Origin of the sequence: Enterococcus sp. AZ128, assembly GCF_051714485.1 — a bacterium.
In the GTDB taxonomy this organism is placed as follows: domain Bacteria; phylum Bacillota; class Bacilli; order Lactobacillales; family Enterococcaceae; genus Enterococcus_A.
In genome coordinates this window covers 2040271-2061578 of the sequence record NZ_JBIORZ010000001.1, presented here as the reverse complement: position 1 = coordinate 2061578, position 21308 = coordinate 2040271, and the positions used below count along the sequence as shown (strand labels likewise).

The following is a 21308-nucleotide window of genomic DNA, read 5'->3' as shown; positions in this document are numbered from 1 at the left end:
TTTCGAATAAACGTTGCTCCAGAAGTAACTTCCTCTTAACTTCCTTCTTATTTCTTAAAGTTGCCCACTTTTGTCACAGCCTTGTTTCATTTTGTTAAATCAATTCGTTTATCTATCAAATAGATCAATACGCCGCCTAGTGACATAGAAAGCAGCTCTCCTAGACCAATAATCAGCCAATTGAAGAAGAAGGGCGCCTGATAGAAAAAAGTCAATTGCCCAGCAACTGTAAACATTGAAAAGGCAAAAATTAAAGCAGTAAGGGTCATTTTTTTCTTAAGACTCGTGATATTTTTTGTTACCCTTCGACAGATCAGTAAAACAATCAAAGTAGAGATACTGCCTAACAGCACATCTACAATACCTAGTGGGGAGGCCAGATTAGCGATTGCGACACCTAGCGTCACTGCAATAGTATATCGTTTGTTGAAAAGCGGCAAGTAGTTAAACATTTCCGCTATACGGAGTTGGATCGCGCCAAAACTGATGACGGATAGAACGATGGTGACGGCAACATAAAGCCCGGTCACTACGGCCATTTTTGCCGTGTCGGTGGTGGTCCAGCGTTGAGCTGAACTTTTTTCAAGATTCATTTGTCTATTCTCCTTTACAAGATCGTGTCTTGTTAATAACTGCGGCCAAAGGATTGAAGTGCCGCAGTGCGAAATGATCGCTATCAATAATCTTAGAGGATTTCAGAAAAATTGCAAGCTATTTTAAAAGCCAGCCACCGTCGATTGGCAAAATATTTCCTTGCATATAACGTGCTTCATCACTTGCTAAAAACATTGTAGCATATGCAACTTCTTTCGGATCTGCCCAACGTTTAACCGGTGTTTCTTCTGCGACCCATTTAGCCATCTGGCCATCGCCGGAAAAATCCGCTTGGTTCATAGGGGTGTTGATTGCACCAGGCGCGATAGCGTTGACATGGAGTCCTTTGGCAGCATAGTCCAAGGCAAGCTGTTTTGTAAAGCCGACGATGGCATGTTTGCTAGTGGTATACGCAAGTCCACCGCCGCCAGCGACAAGTCCGGCAATTGAAGCCATATTGATGACGGTTCCTTGATGCTCTAATAGTTCTGGCAATAATAACTTTGTTAGAGTAAACATACTCTTTACATTCGTATCAAAAATTCGGTCCCACAAGTCATCGTCTGTTTCGTTTAACGGCAGATAATCATCTAGTATTCCAGCAGTGTTTAGTAAAATATCGACTGTATCGAAATATTCATGACATTTTTTTAGCGCTTCTTGCAAGCTTTTTTTATTCCTAACATCTCCAAGGAAATAGGAAAAATGTTCTGGATAGCTTTTTTGCAGTTCTGATAAATCTCGTTCTTGTTGATCAAAAGCAAAGACGCGAGCGCCAGCATTTAAAAATGCGTTTGTTTGAGCGGCCCCAATTCCGGATGCTGCTCCCGTGATAAAGACGATCTTATTAGAAAAATCGAAATTTATCATTCAACGATTTTCCAATCTTCTGCCAGAATGTCACAAACGGTTGGTGCAAAACTTGAAAAGCCTTCATCTGCAGTTTTGATCAAAAAATAAGGTGTTACTGGTGAATTATCAAATACTTCTCCGGTTACTAGAGTTACATATATTTCAAAACCGCCCCAGCCTTCGCGAATAATTTTTGCCCCTTTTTTTAGTTCGGGTAAGATTTCTTCAAATGTCATTTATATTTCCTCCGATCAAAATTTCTTTTCTTTTGGTAGGATACCAAAAAGCTAGTGGAGTCACAAGAGGACTGAAGACGGCTACTATGAAAAGCTAAAAAGGAGCTGTATGCCAGAAGTAGCTTCTTGCATATAGTTACTGCTAAGCTTCACTAAGTAGAACTAGCATTCGGTAATAAGCTAGGATTTATTGAAGCTGCCAACTTCTGTAACAACCTCACTATAATCCAAAACAAAAATAGAGGGTAAAATCAGCCGTCACTGATTCTACCCTCCAATATTAGTATGTTTAGAATACATTAATCATCTGTTTTTGTGTCATCATCTTTATCATCTTTGTTTTTGTTAGTTGCTTTGTTGCGCGTATTCCAATATGTTTTGTAATCATCGTCGTTTCCGCCGATACCAAATTCATACGTACTATCGCCCGGACCATCTTTCGCCCAAAGAGAGGTTGTTTCACCGCTGGGTACTTGATAGTTGGTCCCATTGTGCGTAACTTTTCCTGATTTTAACCCAGTAAAGTCAGAAACCTTGATTTGCTTAACATCATCAGATAACTTAAATTCTTCATTTTCACCAAAGACATTTGGATTCACTTGGTAGATTCGACCTGCAAGATAAGCCATGTAGGTCGCTGTCCGATTTCCTGCACCATCATTCATTGGTTTGTTGTCATCTCGGCCAGTCCAAGTTCCTAATGTAATAGATGGTGTAGAAACGATCAGCCAGTTATCGGCATAATTATCCGTCGTACCTGTTTTACCAACCCAATCAGCTGTGCTTAATGAATAATTCACGCCACTCAAAATAGATTTGAACGGAGTAGTATGTTGTTCGGTTATGACACTGCGCATCAAGTCATTCATGATGGAAGCTGTTGCTTTTGAATAAACTTGAACAGGATTATCTTTATGCTTATAGATTTCTTTGCCTGTACTGTCTGTGATTGATTCAATTAAATACCCTTGCTGGTAAACACCTTCATTGGCCAAGGTCTGGAATCCATTCACTTCGGTTAGCGTTGAAACCCCCGTCGTACCTAATGGTGCTGATTCTACTCCCCATGCATTGGATGTCGGATAATTCATTTTCTTCAGATAATTATCATAAGCGTATTGATCAGAGCCTTTATTGGACAGCATATCTTGATAAACATGATATGCTGTAATATTGGTTGATTCAACAAGTGCTTCCCGTGTTGTTTGGAAAGTCTTAGAACCCTTATTTTCGGCATTTTCTAATTCTTTACCGGCATGTTCACCATGTTGGTATTTCATTGGAAAGTCGGCGATTCGTGAAGCACTGCCTAGCAGCCCTTGATCAATAGCCGGTCCATAAACTAATACTGGTTTGATGGATGAACCTGCCTGACGCACAGTATCAAAGGCGTGATTGTTTTGGTTTGTATTGTAGTCGCGACTGCCAACGAAACCATAGATCCGACCAGTTTTGTTGTCCATCATGACCGTCCCTGGCTCAACGGTTGCGCCAGATCCATCATCTAGATATTGTCCATATTCAGCGACACCCAATTGCATCGCATCATAAATATTCTTGTCAATCGTTGATTTTACGACTAATCCTTGATTTTGCATCTTAACTTTAGCTTGTTCAATATAGCGATTGCTTACCTCTTCTTTGCTGTAATCAGCGTCGCTGACACCATCTTCTTTGGCTTGCTGTTTTGCTACGATACTGATTGCTTCATTATAAACGGTGTAGTATAAGAAGCCGTGTTGTTGAACTTCCACATCTTGACGACCCTGAAAATCTTTTGCGAGGTCATATTTTTTTGCGTCCTCATATTCTTTTTTAGAAATCATCTGTTCACGATACATATTGAAAAGTACATCGTCTTTTCGCGCCATTCCAAGAGAGTAATCTTGTTTCAAATCACCCGTATTGGTATAAGGACTGTAAACGATTGGGCTTTGGGGCAAACCAGCAATAAAAGCGGATTGCGGCAGATTTAAATCCTTTGCATGGACACCAAAGATACCAATTGCAGCTTCTTCGACCCCTGCAATATTTTGCCCTTTGTTATTACGTCCAAAAGGCGAAACATTCAGATAAGCGGTCAATATCTCGTCTTTGCTCAGGTATTTTTCTAAATCTAATGCCAGAACAATTTCATTGGCTTTCCGTTTAAAGGAAGTTTCATTCGTTAGAACTTGCTGTTTGATCAGCTGCTGAGTAAGGGTAGAACCACCTGAGCCAGCGCCAAAGCCAACCACTTCACCTAACAAGGCACGTACAACAGCTTTAGGAACAACTCCGGAATGTTCGTAAAAATTTTCATCCTCCGTAGCAACAAGCGCTTTTTTCACCCATTGAGAAATTTCATCGGAATCTATTTTTTCACGTATCGGATCAGCTTGGATTGTCGCCAGCTCTTGATCATCCGCGTAGAGCAATTTGGATGATTCCGCAATGTCACCAACCTTTTGTTTCATTTCCGATTTTGTCGGTGTAGGTGTCCCTTCGACAAGATGGGCAAAATACCCAGCACCGATTCCGACGACGAGCATGCCGCCTAAAAAGAGCACAACGATAAAACCAAGTAACAATGACTTGATTACCCGCAATGAAACATTAAGAGCAAAAGGACCTCCAAGAGTAGGTCTTGATTTGCTTTTGCCGCTCTTTTTCGGTTGCTTATTTATTTTTTTCTTGTGAGCCAAAAAGTCCACCTCATTAGATTCTATCATTTTAATTATCTGTTGAATTATAGCAAAGTTTTACTTCCATTAACAAGCGGATGCAATGTTTGTAATCAAAACTTCAACTAATTGTTAAGTAAAACAAAACAAACATTATTATATTGTTTGGCTTTCTTTTTGGAGGAAGCCAATTATTGAGATTTAGAACTTCGAAGAAATCTGACGAATAGCTTTTATTTCCTTGTTTTTTCGGTTAATATGGGGAAGTATAAATCATTTTAGAGAAGATATACCTAACGATTAGTTAGAGCAGTAAAAATAATTAGGAGGATAAAACATGCATTCAGACTTTTTTCAAGAACTAAAAGCCCGTGGCTTAATTTTTCAAGTAACAGATGAAGCAGCCTTAGAAAAACAATTAAACGAAGAGTCTGTTAAACTATATATCGGTTTTGACCCGACTGCGGATAGTTTGCACATTGGGCATCTATTACCGATTTTAACGTTGCGTCGTTTCCAACAAAACGGTCATGTGCCAATCGCTTTGGTTGGCGGCGGCACCGGAATGATTGGGGACCCTTCATTTAAGGATGCAGAACGTCAATTAAATACTTTAGACACGGTTCAAAACTGGTCACAAAGTATTAAGAACCAGCTTTCTGGAATCATTGATTTTGAAAATAAAGAAAACCCGGCGATCGTCGCTAACAACTATGAATGGTTGGGCGAATTGAAATTAATCGACTTCTTACGTGATGTCGGGAAAAACTTTACGATCAATTACATGATGAGCAAGGAAAGTGTGAAGCGTCGGATCGAATCAGGAATTTCTTACACAGAGTTTGCTTACCAGTTATTGCAAGCGTACGACTTCTATGAATTGAATAAACGCTATGGCTGCTTATTACAATTAGGTGGAAGCGATCAGTGGGGGAATATCACATCAGGGATCGAATTGATTCGTCGCGAAGAAGGAAAACAAGCCTTTGGGATGACGATGCCGTTGATCACTAAAGCTGATGGCACAAAATTTGGGAAAACTGAAGGCAACGCTGTTTGGTTAGATCCAGAAAAAACTTCGCCATATGAATTCTACCAATTCTGGATTAATACAGATGATCGTGATGCGGTAAAATTCTTGAAATACTTTACTTTCTTGAATTTAGAAGCGATCGATGCAATCGAAAAAGAATTCACCGCAGCACCTGAACAACGTGCAGCACAAAAAGCGCTGGCTAAAGAGGTCACTGTATTAGTTCATGGGGAAGAAGCATACAACCAAGCAGTTCATATTTCTGAAGCCTTATTTAGCGGAGACGTTAAAAACTTGAATGCGGAAGAAATCGAGCAAGGGTTTAAAAATGTTCCGAACTACCAAGTGAAAACAGAAGACGATTTAAATCTTGTAGAAATATTGATAACAGCAGGGATTGAAAAATCTAAACGCCAAGCGCGGGAAGATATCAATAATGGTGCAATCTATATTAATGGAGATCGTGTACAAGATGTGGCTTACACATTAAGTGATCAAGACAAATTGGCAGAGGAATATATTATCGTTCGTCGTGGAAAGAAAAAATATTTTGTTTTACAATTTTAATTGTCACTATGAAAGGGATTGTACCAATTATTGGAGCAATCCTCTTTCTTTGGATTAATTGGGTAAGCGTTTTAGATGATGGGGTGAAAGTGTGAGAGCAGTTTTATTAAACTCGTTAGGATTATTTGTTATTATCTTGGTACGCTATTTAACGAAACGATTGAATTTATTGATGAAAGCAGACGGCTCGATGATCTCGAAAATCGTTGTCAATGTCACGCTGCCAGCAGCAATTATTGTCAATTTACGATCTTTAGCAGTAAAGAATCAATTATTACTACTGATTATCGCAGGATTGTTTTTGAATTTAGTGATGATTGTGATTGGCCATTTTTTATCAAAGAAGCAGGGGCAGGTAGAACGAGAATTTTTGATGTACGGCGTTTCTGGCTATAATATTGGAAATTTCGCAATCCCATTTGTTCAAAGTTTCATGCCGCAGGCGATCCCTATTCTCTCTTTTTTCGATATCGGCAATAGCGTCATGCTAGCAGGGGGATCTAATGTTGTGATCGAAGGAATTAGCGGGAGTGATGAAGAACGGCCAACGGCTAAAAAGGTTTTGGGACGTTTGGGGTGTTCGGTCCCATTTCTGTGCTATTTGATCATGCTGTTCTTTCGTATTTTAAACATCGATTTGCCGCAAGCTGTTTTTCAGATTGCGCAACCGATTGCCAACGCAAATACGTTTTTATCAATGTTTATGATAGGATTGTTTCTGGAATTACGTTTGCCGAAAAAAGATTTATCTTTAGTTTTACGCGTTTTAGGAATCAAATATGGCGTGGGTATCTTATTCGCTTGCCTCTTTATGCTGATGCCGGTTCCGATGATGATTAAAATCGTTTTATGCCTTGTTTCGGTCGGTCCGATTCCAACATTTGGTGTAATCAACAGTGTGGCTGCAGGAATGCGAGCGGAGGTCGTGGGCTTCACGTCATCTCTTAGCTTTTTGATTAGCTTGCCGTTGATGACAAGTTTATTGTTATTCCTATAAAAAAAGAAATATGGAGGTTTTTATGTTAATTGGTTCTCATGTAAGCATGAAGGGAAAAGAAATGTTATTAGGTGCGGCGCAAGAAGCAGCTAGCTATGAAGCGTCGACTTTTATGATCTATAGCGGTGCGCCGCAAAATACTCGTCGTAAAGCGGTGGAGGAGATGAATATTCCTGCCGGAGAATCGTTTATGAAAGAGCACGGCTTATCGAATATCGTCATGCATGCGCCGTATATTATTAATTTAGGGAATACCCAAAAGCCGGAGATGTTCCCATTTGCAGTTCAATTTTTACGTGATGAAATCATGCGTGCGGAGGCTTTAGGTGCGATGCAAATTACTTTGCATCCTGGTGCTCACGTTGGCGCTGGTGAAAAAGCTGGATTGGATCAAATCATCAAAGGGTTAAATGAGGTGTTGACTAAAGATCAACGAGCACAAATCGCTTTGGAAACGATGGCAGGAAAAGGAACGGAGTTAGGAAAAACATTTGAAGAATTAGCTTACATTATCGATGGTGTGACTCTTAATGAAAAACTCTCTGTGACTTTTGACACGTGTCATACGAATGATGCGGGGTACAATGTCAAAGAGGATTTTGATGGCGTCTTAGAAGAATTTGATCGTGTAATTGGTTTGGACCGCTTGAAAGTGATTCATGTCAATGATTCAAAAAATCCAATGGGCTCTCATAAGGATCGGCATGCGAACATTGGATTCGGTACGATCGGATTTGAAACACTGAACGCTATTGTTCATCATGAAAAATTGAAAAATCTGCCTAAAATTTTAGAGACACCGTATGTTGGTGAAGATAAAAAGAATCAGCATGCGCCATATGGTTTTGAAATTGCTATGCTGAAAGATGGGAAATTTGATCCTGATCTACTAGAAAAAATTCAAACTCAATAATATAAAGAAGGCACACGTCGATTATTCAAACGTGTGCTTTTTTGCTAGCTTCGGACAGTAAAAAATGGATTCTTAATAAGATAAAAGCGATATAGATGAAAAGAGTTCAGGCTCTAACCTGCCCATCACCATAAACGATATATTTACTAGAAGTCAAATGCTCCAGCCCCATTGGTCCACGGGCGTGTAGTTTCTGCGTAGAGATACCGATCTCGGCACCAAAGCCAAATTTAAACCCATCCGTAAAGCGAGTAGAGGCATTGATATAGACAGCAGCCGCATCAACTTCTTTTAGGAATCTTTGACCGTTGTGATAATTGTCTGTCACAATTGCTTCTGAATGTTTTGAGTTATAGTGATTGATATGTTCAATGGCTTCATCAATGGAGTTAACGACTTTGATCGCTAAAATATAATCTAAAAATTCTGTTGCCCAATCTTCTTCGGAGGCTAGGTTCGCCTTTTTTAAATAGCTAAAGGCTCTTGCATCCGCACGCAGATCAACGTGATGTGGGCTTAAAGCCTTTTCGATCATTGGTAGAAACACAGAAGCAATGTCTTCATGAACCAACAGCGTTTCGATGGCATTACATACCGAAGGCCGTTGGACTTTTGCATTGATAACAATACTACTTGCCATGTCCAATTGAGCAGCACTGTCAACGTAAATGTGATTATTTCCAGTACCTGTTTCGATGACTGGTACAGTAGCACTGTTTTTAACTCGTTGGATCAAACGAGTACCACCTCGCGGAATTAAGACATCTAAGTATTCATTCAAGCGCATCATCTCATTGGCCACATCATGAGAAGTATCATTAACAAATTGAATCATCGCGGAATCGAGTTGTTTATTTTGCAAAGTTCGCTGCATAATGTTTACCAGCGCTTGATTCGAATAATAGGCCTCTTTGCCGCCGCGCAAAATCACCGCATTTCCGGATTTAAAGCATAAACTAGCTGCATCAGTAGTTACATTTGGACGGGATTCGAAGATGATACCAATCACACCTAAAGGCACTCGTTGTTGCCCAATCATCAGCTGATCCTCTGTGCGCCACATTTTTTCTACTACACCGATTGGATCAGCCAAGGCTGAAACTTGTCGGATTCCTTCAGCCATTTCTTTGATTCTTTCATGAGTTAAGCGCAAGCGATCAAGCATCGGATCAGAGACATCATTTTCTTTTGCTTGATCCAAATCCTGTTGATTAGCCTTTAAAATCGTAGACGCATTGTTTTCTAAGTCTTGCGCCATCTGGATGAGGCATTCATTTTTTTTGGAGGTTTCTAGCTGACTCAGCTGTTGAGCTGCTTTTTTACTTTGCCGACCTAAACGATTCATTAAATTACTCATGGTTACCCTCCTTAAATAATGTTCCGACTTCAGCTCCTGCTAAGATATCAAAAATTATTCTGGGAGGTTTCCCGTTTGCCAAGACCATCGCGCTTTTAGTATCTAAAATTCTTTGCGCTGCTTTCAATTTACTGACCATTCCACCAGTACCAAAACGACTGCCTTCACCACCAGCTTGTTCCATCAATGTTTGATTGATTGTTGAGATGGTGGAGTAAAGAATTGCTTGCTTATTTTTGGTCGGATTATCAGAATAAAAGCCGTCAATGTCGCTTAACATAATCAATAGATCAGCATTCATTAATTGCGCAACGATAGCAGACAACTCATCATTGTCTCCGAATTTTCTGGTATGATCCATTTCGTCGACAGCTACAGTGTCATTCTCATTGATGATAGGAAGAATTCCCATTGAGACCAGCTGTTCCAAGGTATTGATTACATTTTTCCGACTTTCGGGAAAATCTACCACGTCTCGTGTCAACAAAACTTGAGCAGTTTGCTGACTATATCCTAAGAAACGTTGATTGTAGATATGCATCAGCTCTGACTGGCCGACGGCTGCAACGGCCTGTTGTACTGGTATTTCTTGTGGTCGCTCTTCGATTTTAAGTTTGTCCATACCCACGCCGATCGCGCCAGAAGAGACTAATATTATTTCCTTGCCTTGATTACGAAGGTCAGTTAATACAAATGCTAATTGATCAATTCCTGAAAAATTGATCTTGCCGTTTGGATGGATCAAAGAACTTGTCCCGATCTTCACCACGATCCGATTCACGGATCTTAAAAAATCTCTCATGTCTACACCTCTTCACTTAGCCACCAGCGAGGAAGATATTGTTTTGCATTTTATCATATTCTAATCATAATTTCACCAATTATTTAAAATTAATTGAAAATTTTTTGATAACTATCAAAACTCATAGTAGTTCCTTTTTTAATCATTTGACTGAATAAAGGCATTAGAACTTCTCGTGGAATTAGTAAGATTGAACTAAAATTTCATGGTCAGGTTCGAAGTTTCTTAAAACGGCTTTTCTTTTGATGGATCTTTTAGTAAAATGTATAAGAATGTGTCAGGAAAGGAGCGGTGAAAATGGTATCAACTGGAATCGTAGTATTGATCGCAGTAATCGCTGCACTATTAGGTGCTGTCGGCGGTTTCTTCTTAGCTCGTAAATATATGCAAGACTATTTCAAAAAGAATCCTCCAATCAACGAGGATATGTTACGTCAAATGATGATGTCGATGGGACAAAAACCTTCTGAGAAAAAAGTTCGTCAAATGATGCAGCAAATGAAAAACCAACAATAATTCTGAAAGGACAATCATCATTTGATGGTTGCCCTTCTTTTTTGGTGATTTTGTAAAACAAAAATTCATAAACAGAGTTTTGTTTACTTAAACTACTTTTATACTCGTACTAACTAAAAGTATGGAGTGAAACTGACAATTAGTAAGCAGATTTGTCGACAGAATAAATTCTGGGATGTAAAGTAAAGCGGAATGGGGGAATGACTGAATGTATGATGTAATAATTATCGGTGCGGGTCCAGCTGGGATGACCGCAGCCTTATATGCTTCACGCTCAAATTTGAAGGTTCTTTTGATTGAACGTGGTGCGCCAGGCGGACAAATGAACAATACTGCTGAAGTTGAAAACTATCCTGGGTTCGAATCAATCATGGGTCCAGAACTTGCGATGAAGATGTATGATGGTGTCACAAAATTTGGCACAGAGAATGCGTATGGAATCGTTCAGGATATTAAAGACCATGGGGATTTTAAAGAAGTCATTACTGAAGATAAAAGTTATCAAGCAAAGACAGTCATTGTTGCGACAGGCTGTGTCCATCGTAAATTAGGTGTTCCGGGTGAAGAATCCTTCGCAGGTCGCGGTGTTTCCTACTGTGCAGTTTGTGATGGTGCATTTTTCCGCAATAAACGTTTAATTGTTGTTGGCGGAGGTGACTCAGCAGTGGAAGAAGCGATTTATTTAACGCGTTTCGCATCTGAAGTTGTTATCGTTCATCGTCGTGATGAATTGCGAGCACAAAAAATCATTCAAGATCGTGCATTTGCCAATGAAAAAATCTCATTTATCTGGGATAGTGTTGTTGACGAAATCGTTGGGAATGAGATGGTTGTAACAGGAGCACAGATTCGCAATGTGAAAACTGGGGAGGTTCACTTGGAACCAGCAGACGGCGCGTTTATTTATGTTGGTTTGGAACCATTAACTGAGCCATTTAAAAATAGTGGGATTACAAATGCTGCTGGCTGGATTGAAACCGATTTTGAAATGAAAACTAAAATTCCTGGTGTCTTCGCTATTGGAGATGCGCGGGAAAAAGATTTACGTCAAATCACGACAGCTGTTGGAGAAGGTGGAATCGCAGGCCAACAAGTCTATAAATATATTGAAGCGCAAAATTAATTTTTGGAGGAAGACGGATGATGTCTTCCTTTTTTTAGTCCTAATAAAAAATAGGCTTACTGAAAGATACGGACATCTTGATTAAGAGGATGAATGAGATACAAGTTTTCTTTGCTGAATATAACAGTAATGGTATACTTAAATGGTAAGAAAATTTTGAAAGAGGTGTGTTTCATGTCTTGGGAACAAGTTTATGAACAATGGATTGATTCAGATAAATTAGATGAAAAAATGCGTAAAGAATTACAAGACTTAGGCAAAGATCCAGAGTTGAAAAAAGATGCGTTTTATAAACAATTAGAATTTGGAACCGCAGGTATGCGCGGAGTTTTAGGACCTGGTGTCAACCGGATGAATATCTTCACTATTCGTCAAGCGACAGAAGGCTTGGCTCGATTCATGGATACCCAAGATCCTGAGACTAAACGTCGTGGTGTAGCGATTGCCTATGATTCACGTCACATGTCACCGGAGTTCGCGATGGAAGCAGCAAAAACATTGGCGAAACATGATATTCCTTCATTTGTATTTGAAAGTTTACGTCCAACACCGGAATTATCTTTTGCCGTTCGTTTTGAAAATGCCTTCACTGGAATAATGATTACTGCATCACATAATCCAGCTGAATATAATGGCTACAAAGTATACGGAGAAGACGGCGGACAAATGCCTCCTGAAGATGCAGACGCGTTGACGAAATTCGTACGTGCTGTTGAAAATCCACTAGAAGTTGAAGTCTTATCTGATGAAGAGGCGGAACATAGCGGATTGATCAATATCATTGGTGAAGAAGTGGACTCAAAATATTTGAAAGAAATCAAATCAGTAACGATTAATCAAGAATTAATCAATGAAATGGGTAAAGAACTAAAATTAGTTTATACGCCGTTACATGGTACTGGTAAAATGCTTGGCGAAAAAGCTTTGAAGCAAGCAGGATTTGAAAAATTTATTTTAGTTCCTGAGCAAGCGATTGCTGATCCTGATTTTTCAACGGTAAAATCACCGAACCCAGAAGAACACTCTGCTTTTGAATATGCAATCAAATTGGGTGAACAAGAAGGTGCCGATCTATTAATCGCAACGGACCCCGATGCTGACCGCCTTGGTGCAGCTGTTCGTTTGCCCGATGGACGTTACCAAGTATTGACAGGAAATCAAATCGGTGCAATTATGATCCGTTATATTTTAGAAGCTCATAAACAAGCAGGAACTTTACCAGATAATGCGGTCGTTCTAAAATCAATCGTATCAAGTGAATTGGCAACAACAATTGCTGATTCTTACAATGTGAAGATGGTAGATGTATTAACCGGCTTCAAATTTATCGCTGAGAAAATCCAGCAATATGAAGATGACAACTCACAAACTTTCATGTTTGGTTTTGAAGAGAGCTATGGCTATTTGATCAAATCATTCGTACGTGATAAAGATGCGATTCAGACGTTAGTATTATTAGCTGAAGTAGCAGCTTACTATAAAAAACAAGGCAAAACATTGTATGATGGATTGCAAGATATCTTTGAAGAGTATGGATACTATGCTGAGAAGACGATTTCAGTTACCTTGAGCGGAGCTGAAGGCGCGGAACAAATCAAAGCAATCATGGGTAAGTTGCGTACCGACGCACTAAAATCATTTGCAGAAGTAACGGTTACTCTGACTGAAGACTTCAAAACGTCGAAAGCAATCAGAGCTGATGGCACAGAAACAGCAATTGATATGCCAGCCTCAGATGTGTTGAAATACACGTTAGCAGACGAAACATGGTTGGCGATTCGACCTTCCGGCACAGAACCAAAAATTAAATTCTATATCGGTGTAAAAGGTGATTCTCACGATACTGCTGCTAAAAAAATCGCGATGTATGAAGAAGCAATCCGTAAAATCACCGAGTAGAGTAAATGAGGGCTATAAATGAAGGAACATGAAGAATTTCAAGCGGTCAGTCAATTTTTTAAAATTTTGAGTGATCCAACACGTTTAAAAATTTTGATGTTTCTAAAAGAAGGGGAGCGCAATGTTTCATCGATTAGCGATACGTTAGCAATGGAACAGTCTGCCGTTTCTCATCAATTAAAATTATTACGTGATAATCGCTTAGTTAAGGCACGTCGTGATGGGAAGGCTATGCTTTATAGCCTGGATGATCAGCATGTCTTGGATGTTTTGGAACAAACCTTCCGTCACGTCTTACATCAATAAAAGCGAGCTTTTCCAAATTTTTTGGAAAAGCTCTTTTTTTTTACAGAAATTTTGTTATACTGATAGCTAACTATTAGAATATGATGAAATTACTTTTAATACGAATGTAATTTAGTGGAGGCGGATTATGGAAAAAGCAGTCAAGGTGGGTCTATTAGGTTTAGGTGTAGTAGGTACCGGTGTTCTAGAAATTTTGGCAGATCATCAAGAAAAAATTGAAAAAAGTATCGGCGGTCCCTTGGTTGTAACGAAAGCTTTGATCCGACCAGAGGAAGATAAAAGTGCTCTAGCCGAAAAATACAATTTGGAACTAGTCACAGAATTAGATGCGATTCTTAAAGATCCTGAAATCGCGATTGTTGTTGAGGTGATGGGGCGTATTGAGCCAGCTAAGACATTCATTAAGGAAGCCTTGATGGCAGGTAAAAATGTAGTAACGGCGAATAAGGATTTACTGGCGCAACATGGTAGTGAGTTAGTGGATTTAGCACGAGAACAACAACGTAATTTGTATTATGAGGCTAGCGTTGCTGGTGGCATTCCAATTTTACGAACTATTGCTAATAGTTTGGCGGCAGATGATATCACGGAAGTTTTGGGAATCGTTAACGGTACGACCAATTACATGCTAACAAAAATGGTACAGGATCATCGTACTTACGACGATACTTTGAAGGAAGCACAAGAACTGGGCTTTGCAGAGAGCGATCCAACGAATGATGTAGATGGCATTGATGCTGCATATAAAATGGTCATTTTGAGTAAGTTCGCTTTTGGTATGTCCATCACCATGGACCAAGTTAAAATTAAAGGAATTCGCGGTTTAGCTGCAGAAGATGTTTCGCTGGCTGATCAACTTGGCTACACGATAAAACTCATCGGCTCAACGATCAAAAAGGATGGTACGATCTCGGTAGAAGTCGGTCCAGTATTAGTCCCGCATGTACATCCGCTTGCTTCGATCCACAACGAAATGAACGCTGTTTTTGTTAAGAGTTCAGGTATCGGCGAATCTATGTATTACGGACCAGGCGCAGGTGCACGACCGACAGCAACAAGCATCGTGGCAGATTTGATGACGATCGTCAATAAGATGAAAAAGAATACAGTTGGTCATCGTTTTACTGGTTATACCCAGCCAACAAAATTAACGCCGCCTAGCGAGAATATCAGTAAATATTTCTTATCGTTAGAAATGCCAGATGAGCCGGGCCAATTTTTGAAAATTGCTGAGATCATGACTGAAACGCAAGTCGGTTTTGAACAAGTTGTTCAAGAAAAAGGCGATGGTGAGCATGCACGAGTGGTATTAATCACACATGAAACATCAGAAACAAAAATGGCGACGATTCAAAAAGAAATTGAAGAGAAGACCAACTACAAGTTGATATCATTGATGAAAGTTATGGGGGAATAAGCATGTACGAAGGGTTACTAAAACAGTATAAAGAATATTTGCCAATCACAGATAAAACACCTCAGATTGCGTTGGCCGAAGGAAATACACCATTGATTCCTTTAAAGAATTTATCAAAAGAATTGGGCATTACTCTATATGGGAAATATGAAGGCTTAAATCCAACGGGCTCTTTTAAAGATCGCGGAATGGTGATGGCGGTTGCTAAAGCGGTGGAAGATGGAGCGAAGGCGATAATTTGTGCATCGACAGGTAATACAAGTGCTGCTGCTGCTGCCTATGCGACTCGTGCCGGCATCAAAGCTTATGTCGTGATTCCGGATGGAAAAATTGCAATGGGTAAATTAGCTCAAGCTATTGCCTATGGAGCGGATATCATTTCAATCCCTGGAAATTTTGATGAAGCTTTAAAAGCTGTGCGTGACATTGCTGAGACTGAAGCAGTAGCTTTGGTAAATTCAGTAAATCCTTATCGTTTAGAAGGACAAAAAACTGCTGCGTTTGAAATTTGTGAACAATTAGAAAAGGCGCCGGATGTCTTGGCGATTCCTGTAGGAAATGCCGGAAATATTTCTGCTTACTGGAAAGGCTTTAAAGAATGGCATGAGAAAAAAGGAACCGAATTACCACGAATGCATGGCTTTGAGGCAGAAGGAGCTGCAGCAATCGTAAAAGGTGAAGTTATTGAAGCTCCCGAAACGGTCGCAACTGCTATTCGGATCGGAAATCCAGCCAGTTGGAAATTAGCCGAGGCTGCACGCGATGAATCTAATGGCTATATTGATTCAGTAACAGACGATGAAATTTTGAATGCCTATCGTAAAGTTGCTGCACAGGAAGGTGTCTTTGTTGAACCAGGGTCAGCAGCTTCTCTAGCGGGTGTTATCCAACATGTGGATAACGGACGTATCAAACCAGGTGAAACAGTTGTAACTGTTTTTACCGGAAATGGATTGAAGGATCCGGATACAGCGATTAATGAGACAGATATCAAGATCAACAAGATGAGTGATTTGGAGGATATGCGCCGACACTTACGTGAAGGAGTGGCGTCACTATGAAAATCCGTGTACCAGCAACAAGTGCTAATTTAGGCCCTGGCTTCGATTCGTGCGGGATTGCACTCTCCCAATATCTAACTATTGATGTAGGACCAGAAACTTCAAAATGGCAGATTGAACATCAGTTAGGCAGTCATATCCCTTCTGATGAAAAAAATCTGTTGATTCAAACAGCCTTAGACTTAGCACCTAAATTACCCCCGCACAGGATCAAAATGACTTCAGATATTCCGATTGCACGTGGATTGGGAAGTAGTTCATCTGTCGTTGTAGCAGGAATCGAATTAGCTAATCGGTTAGGAAATTTGGGAATGACACCGCAGCAAAAAGTATCCTATGCGACAAAAATCGAGGGCCATCCAGACAATGTTGCCCCAGCGATTTGTGGTGATTTTGTGGTTGCAAGCTACAATAATAATGAAGTGAATTTTGTAAAGCATACGTTTCCTGATTGCGATGTGATTGCTTTTATTCCGAATCATGAGTTGTTAACTTCGAAGAGTCGGTCTGTTTTACCAAAAGAAATGTCGTATCGTGATGCGGTCAAAGCAAGTTCAATTGGCAACGTGATGATTGCAGCAGTTTTAAATGGTAATTTACCATTGGCTGGAAAAATGATGGAGAAAGATATTTTACATGAGAGTCATCGTCAACATCTTGTGCCTCATTTGAAAAAAATACGTGAATTTTGTAAGGCATATGGTGGTTACGGTAGCTTCTTAAGTGGTGCAGGTCCAACAGTTTTAGTCTTAACACCGCCTGAAAATACAGAAAAGCTGGTTACCGCCTTGAAATCATTCGATCACGAAGCAATGATTGATGTGCTTTCAGTCGAAAAAGAAGGCGTACAAATATTTTAATTGCGTTGAAGAGAAGAGTACAATGAATCGGACTTGACAGAGAGCTTCGGTAAGTGAGAAGAAGCAGCAGCGATCAATTGGAAGATGGCCTCTGAGCAGTTGTCAATAAGACACGGGGATGCCCGTTACAGCAGTTCGTAGCAATACGACAAAAGACCAGTCTTGTGAGAGGCTGATAAACTAAGGTGGTACCACGGAACTCCCGTCCTTTCATAAGCGAAAGACGGGAGTTTTTTTGTTAGTTCTGCTTTTCGCAGTTTGTTAAGTATGAGCAGAAAGTTGAAGCTTTTTGAGAAATATAGAGCACAAGATGTTTAGCAGGTTAGTGGAATCGCATGTGTCATAAAAATCATGTTCATTTATTGATTATATTGAATAAAAACTAGGAGGAAAAGACATGGAATTTGAAACAAAATGCTTACATGCTGGCTATCAGCCAGAAAATGGAGGACCTCGGGTGTTACCGATTGTCCAAAGTACAACTTACGCTTATGAATCCACAGATGAAATTGGAAAACTATTTGATTTGGAAGCGGCAGGCTATTTCTATACTCGTTTGGCGAACCCAACGACAGGGGCGGTAGAAGAAAAGATTGCGGCTTTGGAAGGCGGAGTTGGTGCGTTATGTACATCTTCAGGTCAAGCGGCTACTTTTTATGCCGTATTGAATATCTTAGAGGCAGGTGATCATTTGATTTCATCCAGCTACATTTATGGTGGAACATATAATCTATTTGCACATACCTTTAGAAAAATGGGTATCGAAGTAACATTTATTGATCAGGACACTTCAAAGGAAGAAATACTTAAAGCCGCTAAACCAAACACTAAGGCGATTTTTGGTGAAACGATCGCAAATCCTGCTGTAAAGGTATTGGATCAGGATAAATTTGCGGCAGTAGCCAAAGAACTTGATATACCGTTTATTATTGATAATACTTTTGCTACGCCGTATTTCTGTCGTCCAATCGAGTTTGGAGCAGATATCGTTATTCACAGTACGACTAAATATTTGGATGGTCACGCTGTGCAGACCGGTGGAGTAATTGTTGATGGTGGAACATTTGATTGGAACAATGGGAAATTTCCTCAGCTTTCTGAGCCTGATGAAACGTATCATGGTATTATTTATACTGAAAAATTTGGACAGGCTGCTTATATAACAAAAGCCCGTGTTCAATTGATGCGCGATTTAGGAGCGACCCCGTCGCCGCAAAATTCTTTCCTACTCAATCTAGGCATGGAGACATTGCCAGTACGGATGGATCGACATTACGAAAACGCGATGGCAGTGGCGCAGTTCTTAACAGAGCAAAAAGTGATTGAGCATGTTTATTATCCAGGCTTGGAAAATGATGAAAACTATGTGTTGGCCCAAAAATATGTACCAAATGGACTATGTGGAGTAATTTCTGTTGAGTTTGCTGAAGGCAAGGAAACGGCGGCGAAATGGTTGGACGCTTTAGAACTTGTTTCATTGGAGGTCCATGTAGCTGATATTCGGACATGCGCGTTACACCCTGCTACTTCAACGCATCGTCAATTGACTGATGAAGAATTGCAGCAGGCAGGTATCTCACCAGGGCTCGTTCGTTTATCATGCGGTATTGAAAATGTAAATGATATTCTTGCTGACTTGCAACAGGCCTTTGATAAATTGGAGGGATAACTTATGCCGATTCGCTTAGAATCTGATTTTCCAGCAAAATCTGTGTTGGAGTCGGAGGACATTTTTGCGATTGACAACTCTCGGGCGGAACATCAAGATATTCGACCTTTAAAACTGTTGATCCTAAATTTAATGCCGAATAAAATTGATACAGAGACTCATCTGCTGCGTTTGATTAGTCAAAGTCTATTACAGATTGATGTAGATTTTTTGAAAGTGGCTAGTCATGAACACAAGAACACAAGTAAGAATCATTTAGATAAATTTTATTTAGATTTTTCACAGGTGAAGGATACTTGTTATGATGGACTGATTATCACGGGAGCGCCAGTGGAGCAGCTGACTTTTGAAGAAGTTGATTATTGGCCAGAGCTGGTTGAAATCATGGATTGGAGTCAATCTTCAGTGACTTCAGTCGTGCACATCTGCTGGGGAGCACAAGCGGGCTTGTATCATCATTTTGGCATTGCTAAAGTTCCATTCAAAGAAAAATTATTTGGAATCTATAAACAAGATATCGAACATCATTTCCGTTTGTTCAGAGGCTTTGATGATCGGTTTTGGATGCCACAGTCTCGTTACACCGGAATTGATGAAAATCAAGTACGTCAAAAAAAGATCAGGGTAATTGCAAAAGATGAGGAAGAGCGGTCCGCTATCTTGATTTCAGAGGATGAGCATGATGTTTTTTTAATGGGGCATTTTGAATATGCAACGGACACTTTAGAAAAAGAGTATTTACGCGATCATGAACGTGGACTCACAACTGCTAAGCCGGAAAATTATTACGAGAATGGAAAAATCTATAATTACTGGCGTGCACAAGCTCATTTATTTTATCATAACTGGCTGAATGATGTTTATCAATTAACACCGTATCATTTAGAAAAAATTCGCGAGTTGCAAAAAGAAAGAAAGCTGAGATCGAGTTGATCTCAGCTTTCTTCTTCCATAAAGTAATAACTGTGGTCTTCTAGATCTAAAGCGCTCATAATCATGGCGGCTGTTTCTTCAATTGACAGTGTTGCGACATTGATAATCTCACAACCTAACTTATGATAAAGCTCATTGGCAAATTTTAGTTCTGCTTGGATTTTTTCGCGATCGGAATAAGCCGTTTCAGGATTCAAACCATAAGCCCGCATCCGTTCTTTGCGAATACCAATCAATACTTCAGGATCGTTGGTTAAGCCAACGATTTTTTTTGGGTCAATCTCAAATAATTGTTTAGGAATATGCGCCTGGGGAATCAATGGCAAGTTAGCAACTTTCAAGTTTTTATTTGCTAAGTATAAACTTAAAGGAGTTTTTGAGGTTCTTGATACGCCCAGTAATACGACATCAGCTTCCAGAAAACCGCGAGGATCTTTTCCATCATCATACTTAACCGCAAATTCCATTGCTTTGATTCGTTTGAAGTAATTTTCGTTTAGATGGTGTAAAGCCCCTCGTTCACCTGTTGGTTCAAGGTGTGCACGACGACCTATTTCACTAACAACAGGATTCAAAAGATCCATTGTAAACAAGTCTTCGTTATCACAAAATTCTTTTGCTATTTTAGACAATTTTGGATCAATCAATGTATAGATGATCATGCCGTTTTCGTTTTTTGCATCGTTTAAGGCTTTCATCAATAATTCTTCTGTGTGCACGAACGTACGACGGAAGAGACAGAATTCCACAGTAGGATACTGCGCCATTGAAGCTTGCGCTAATTTAGAAGCAGTTTCCCCAGCAGAATCGGAGATGATGAAAATAGTGACTAACTCATTTTGTTTTTCGCTATCCATAAAAAGATCTCCCTTGCAATCAGTAATAATTTATTATACCATACAGTTTATTCGGAATCATTACACTTTGAAACGAGGGATAACATGACACAGACAACTCTATTAGACAAAGCCTTGGCGAAAGTAAAAGAAAATGGCTTTAAGTATACAAAAAAACGTGAAACGTTGTTAGATTATTTGATCAAATGCAATCGATATGTTGCGGCTCGTGAAGTTTATGATTATTTGAACGGACAATTTCCAGGTTTGAGTTATGATACCGTGTATCGTAATCTAAGAGAATTTTGCGAAATTGGTCTGATCGAAGATACCGAACTGCAAGGAGAGATGAAATTTCGCTTTAGCTGTAGTGAGAATTTTGAACACCACCATCACTTCATTTGTACTGTTTGCGGAATGACTAAGGAGATTCATATGTGTCCAATGAACTTTTTTAAAGAACAATTGGACGGCTGTGAAATTGAAGGACATCGCTTTGAACTGTACGGTCGTTGCGAGAAATGTCAAAAAGTTAATGAATAAATTAAGAATTAAAATTCTTCAGTACCTTGACTCAAAATAGCCCATTAGATATAATGACTTATGGACGGTCTTGTTGATTGGAAGTACATTTCAATAACAAAAACGGTTACATTTCAAGCCCGGAGGGAGGG

The 21308-nt window shown here is 39.7% G+C and carries 20 protein-coding genes; 13 read left to right on the top strand and 7 right to left on the bottom strand.

Features of this window, described 5'->3' with window-relative positions; all coding sequences use genetic code 11:
* Positions 1-86: 86 nt before the first annotated feature.
* The 4 genes from IGI38_RS10120 to IGI38_RS10105 all read right to left on the bottom strand — a co-directional run bounded on the left by IGI38_RS10120 (position 87) and on the right by IGI38_RS10105 (position 4366).
* Entirely contained in the window at positions 87-593 is a 507-nt protein-coding gene (locus IGI38_RS10120) for a QueT transporter family protein (protein WP_438729422.1), read from the bottom strand.
* 118 nt (positions 594-711) lie between these two features.
* Entirely contained in the window at positions 712-1464 is a 753-nt protein-coding gene (locus IGI38_RS10115) for a 3-oxoacyl-ACP reductase (protein ID WP_438729419.1), read from the bottom strand.
* A complete protein-coding gene (locus IGI38_RS10110) occupies positions 1461-1682 on the bottom strand; it encodes a DUF2829 domain-containing protein (protein WP_438729416.1) in 222 nt (73 codons plus the stop codon). Before IGI38_RS10110 ends, IGI38_RS10115 begins: the two co-directional genes overlap by 4 nt.
* Positions 1683-1981: 299 nt before the next feature.
* Positions 1982-4366: a transglycosylase domain-containing protein gene (locus tag IGI38_RS10105; protein ID WP_438729414.1), complete on the bottom strand. Its 2385-nt coding sequence runs from the start codon at positions 4364-4366 to the stop codon at positions 1982-1984.
* Positions 4367-4682: 316 nt separating this feature from the next.
* Here IGI38_RS10105 and tyrS point away from each other — a divergent pair, with 316 nt between their 5' ends.
* From tyrS to IGI38_RS10090, 3 genes are all read left to right on the top strand, one after another.
* Positions 4683-5945 carry a tyrosine--tRNA ligase gene (gene tyrS, locus IGI38_RS10100; protein WP_438729411.1) on the top strand — a complete coding sequence of 421 codons (1263 nt, stop codon included), beginning with the start codon at positions 4683-4685 and terminating at the stop codon, positions 5943-5945.
* A 91-nt stretch (positions 5946-6036) separates the two neighbouring features.
* Positions 6037-6942, top strand: a complete 906-nt coding sequence (locus IGI38_RS10095; RefSeq protein ID WP_438729408.1) for an AEC family transporter — start codon at positions 6037-6039, stop codon at positions 6940-6942.
* Between the two features lie 22 nt (positions 6943-6964).
* Positions 6965-7855, top strand: coding sequence for a deoxyribonuclease IV (locus IGI38_RS10090; protein ID WP_438729406.1), 891 nt, complete (start codon positions 6965-6967; stop codon positions 7853-7855).
* 106 nt (positions 7856-7961) lie between these two features.
* Here IGI38_RS10090 and IGI38_RS10085 read toward each other — a convergent pair whose 3' ends face one another.
* Positions 7962-9212 carry a glutamate-5-semialdehyde dehydrogenase gene (locus IGI38_RS10085; protein WP_438729403.1) on the bottom strand — a complete coding sequence of 417 codons (1251 nt, stop codon included), beginning with the start codon at positions 9210-9212 and terminating at the stop codon, positions 7962-7964.
* Positions 9205-10014 carry a glutamate 5-kinase gene (proB, locus tag IGI38_RS10080; RefSeq protein ID WP_438729400.1) on the bottom strand — a complete coding sequence of 270 codons (810 nt, stop codon included), beginning with the start codon at positions 10012-10014 and terminating at the stop codon, positions 9205-9207. Before proB ends, IGI38_RS10085 begins: the two co-directional genes overlap by 8 nt.
* A gap of 297 nt (positions 10015-10311) precedes the next feature.
* On the opposite strand from proB, the gene IGI38_RS10075 reads away from it, so the two are divergent.
* From IGI38_RS10075 to IGI38_RS10035, 9 genes are all read left to right on the top strand, one after another.
* Positions 10312-10530, top strand: coding sequence for a YneF family protein (locus IGI38_RS10075; RefSeq protein WP_010740033.1), 219 nt, complete (start codon positions 10312-10314; stop codon positions 10528-10530).
* A gap of 208 nt (positions 10531-10738) precedes the next feature.
* Positions 10739-11653 (top strand): thioredoxin-disulfide reductase, encoded by a 915-nt coding sequence (gene trxB, locus IGI38_RS10070; protein ID WP_438729397.1) that lies wholly within the window; start codon positions 10739-10741, stop codon positions 11651-11653.
* 174 nt (positions 11654-11827) lie between these two features.
* Positions 11828-13552: a phospho-sugar mutase gene (locus IGI38_RS10065; RefSeq protein ID WP_438729394.1), complete on the top strand. Its 1725-nt coding sequence runs from the start codon at positions 11828-11830 to the stop codon at positions 13550-13552.
* A gap of 18 nt (positions 13553-13570) precedes the next feature.
* Complete coding sequence (locus IGI38_RS10060) at positions 13571-13858, top strand: ArsR/SmtB family transcription factor (protein WP_010746682.1); 288 nt, start codon at positions 13571-13573, stop codon at positions 13856-13858.
* Between the two features lie 127 nt (positions 13859-13985).
* Positions 13986-15275 (top strand): homoserine dehydrogenase, encoded by a 1290-nt coding sequence (locus IGI38_RS10055; RefSeq protein WP_438729391.1) that lies wholly within the window; start codon positions 13986-13988, stop codon positions 15273-15275.
* 2 nt (positions 15276-15277) lie between these two features.
* Positions 15278-16336, top strand: a complete 1059-nt coding sequence (thrC, locus tag IGI38_RS10050) for a threonine synthase (protein ID WP_438729388.1) — start codon at positions 15278-15280, stop codon at positions 16334-16336.
* Positions 16333-17196 (top strand): homoserine kinase, encoded by an 864-nt coding sequence (gene thrB / locus IGI38_RS10045; protein WP_438729386.1) that lies wholly within the window; start codon positions 16333-16335, stop codon positions 17194-17196. Before thrC ends, thrB begins: the two co-directional genes overlap by 4 nt.
* A gap of 397 nt (positions 17197-17593) precedes the next feature.
* Complete coding sequence (locus IGI38_RS10040) at positions 17594-18865, top strand: O-acetylhomoserine aminocarboxypropyltransferase/cysteine synthase family protein (protein ID WP_438729383.1); 1272 nt, start codon at positions 17594-17596, stop codon at positions 18863-18865.
* Positions 18866-18868: 3 nt separating this feature from the next.
* A complete protein-coding gene (locus IGI38_RS10035) occupies positions 18869-19798 on the top strand; it encodes a homoserine O-succinyltransferase (RefSeq protein ID WP_438729380.1) in 930 nt (309 codons plus the stop codon).
* A 2-nt stretch (positions 19799-19800) separates the two neighbouring features.
* Here the strand turns inward: IGI38_RS10035 and IGI38_RS10030 are convergent, their stop codons facing one another.
* Positions 19801-20655 carry a pyruvate, water dikinase regulatory protein gene (locus IGI38_RS10030; protein ID WP_438729378.1) on the bottom strand — a complete coding sequence of 285 codons (855 nt, stop codon included), beginning with the start codon at positions 20653-20655 and terminating at the stop codon, positions 19801-19803.
* An 84-nt stretch (positions 20656-20739) separates the two neighbouring features.
* Here IGI38_RS10030 and IGI38_RS10025 point away from each other — a divergent pair, with 84 nt between their 5' ends.
* Positions 20740-21177 (top strand): Fur family transcriptional regulator, encoded by a 438-nt coding sequence (locus IGI38_RS10025; RefSeq protein WP_438729376.1) that lies wholly within the window; start codon positions 20740-20742, stop codon positions 21175-21177.
* Positions 21178-21308: the final 131 nt, after the last annotated feature.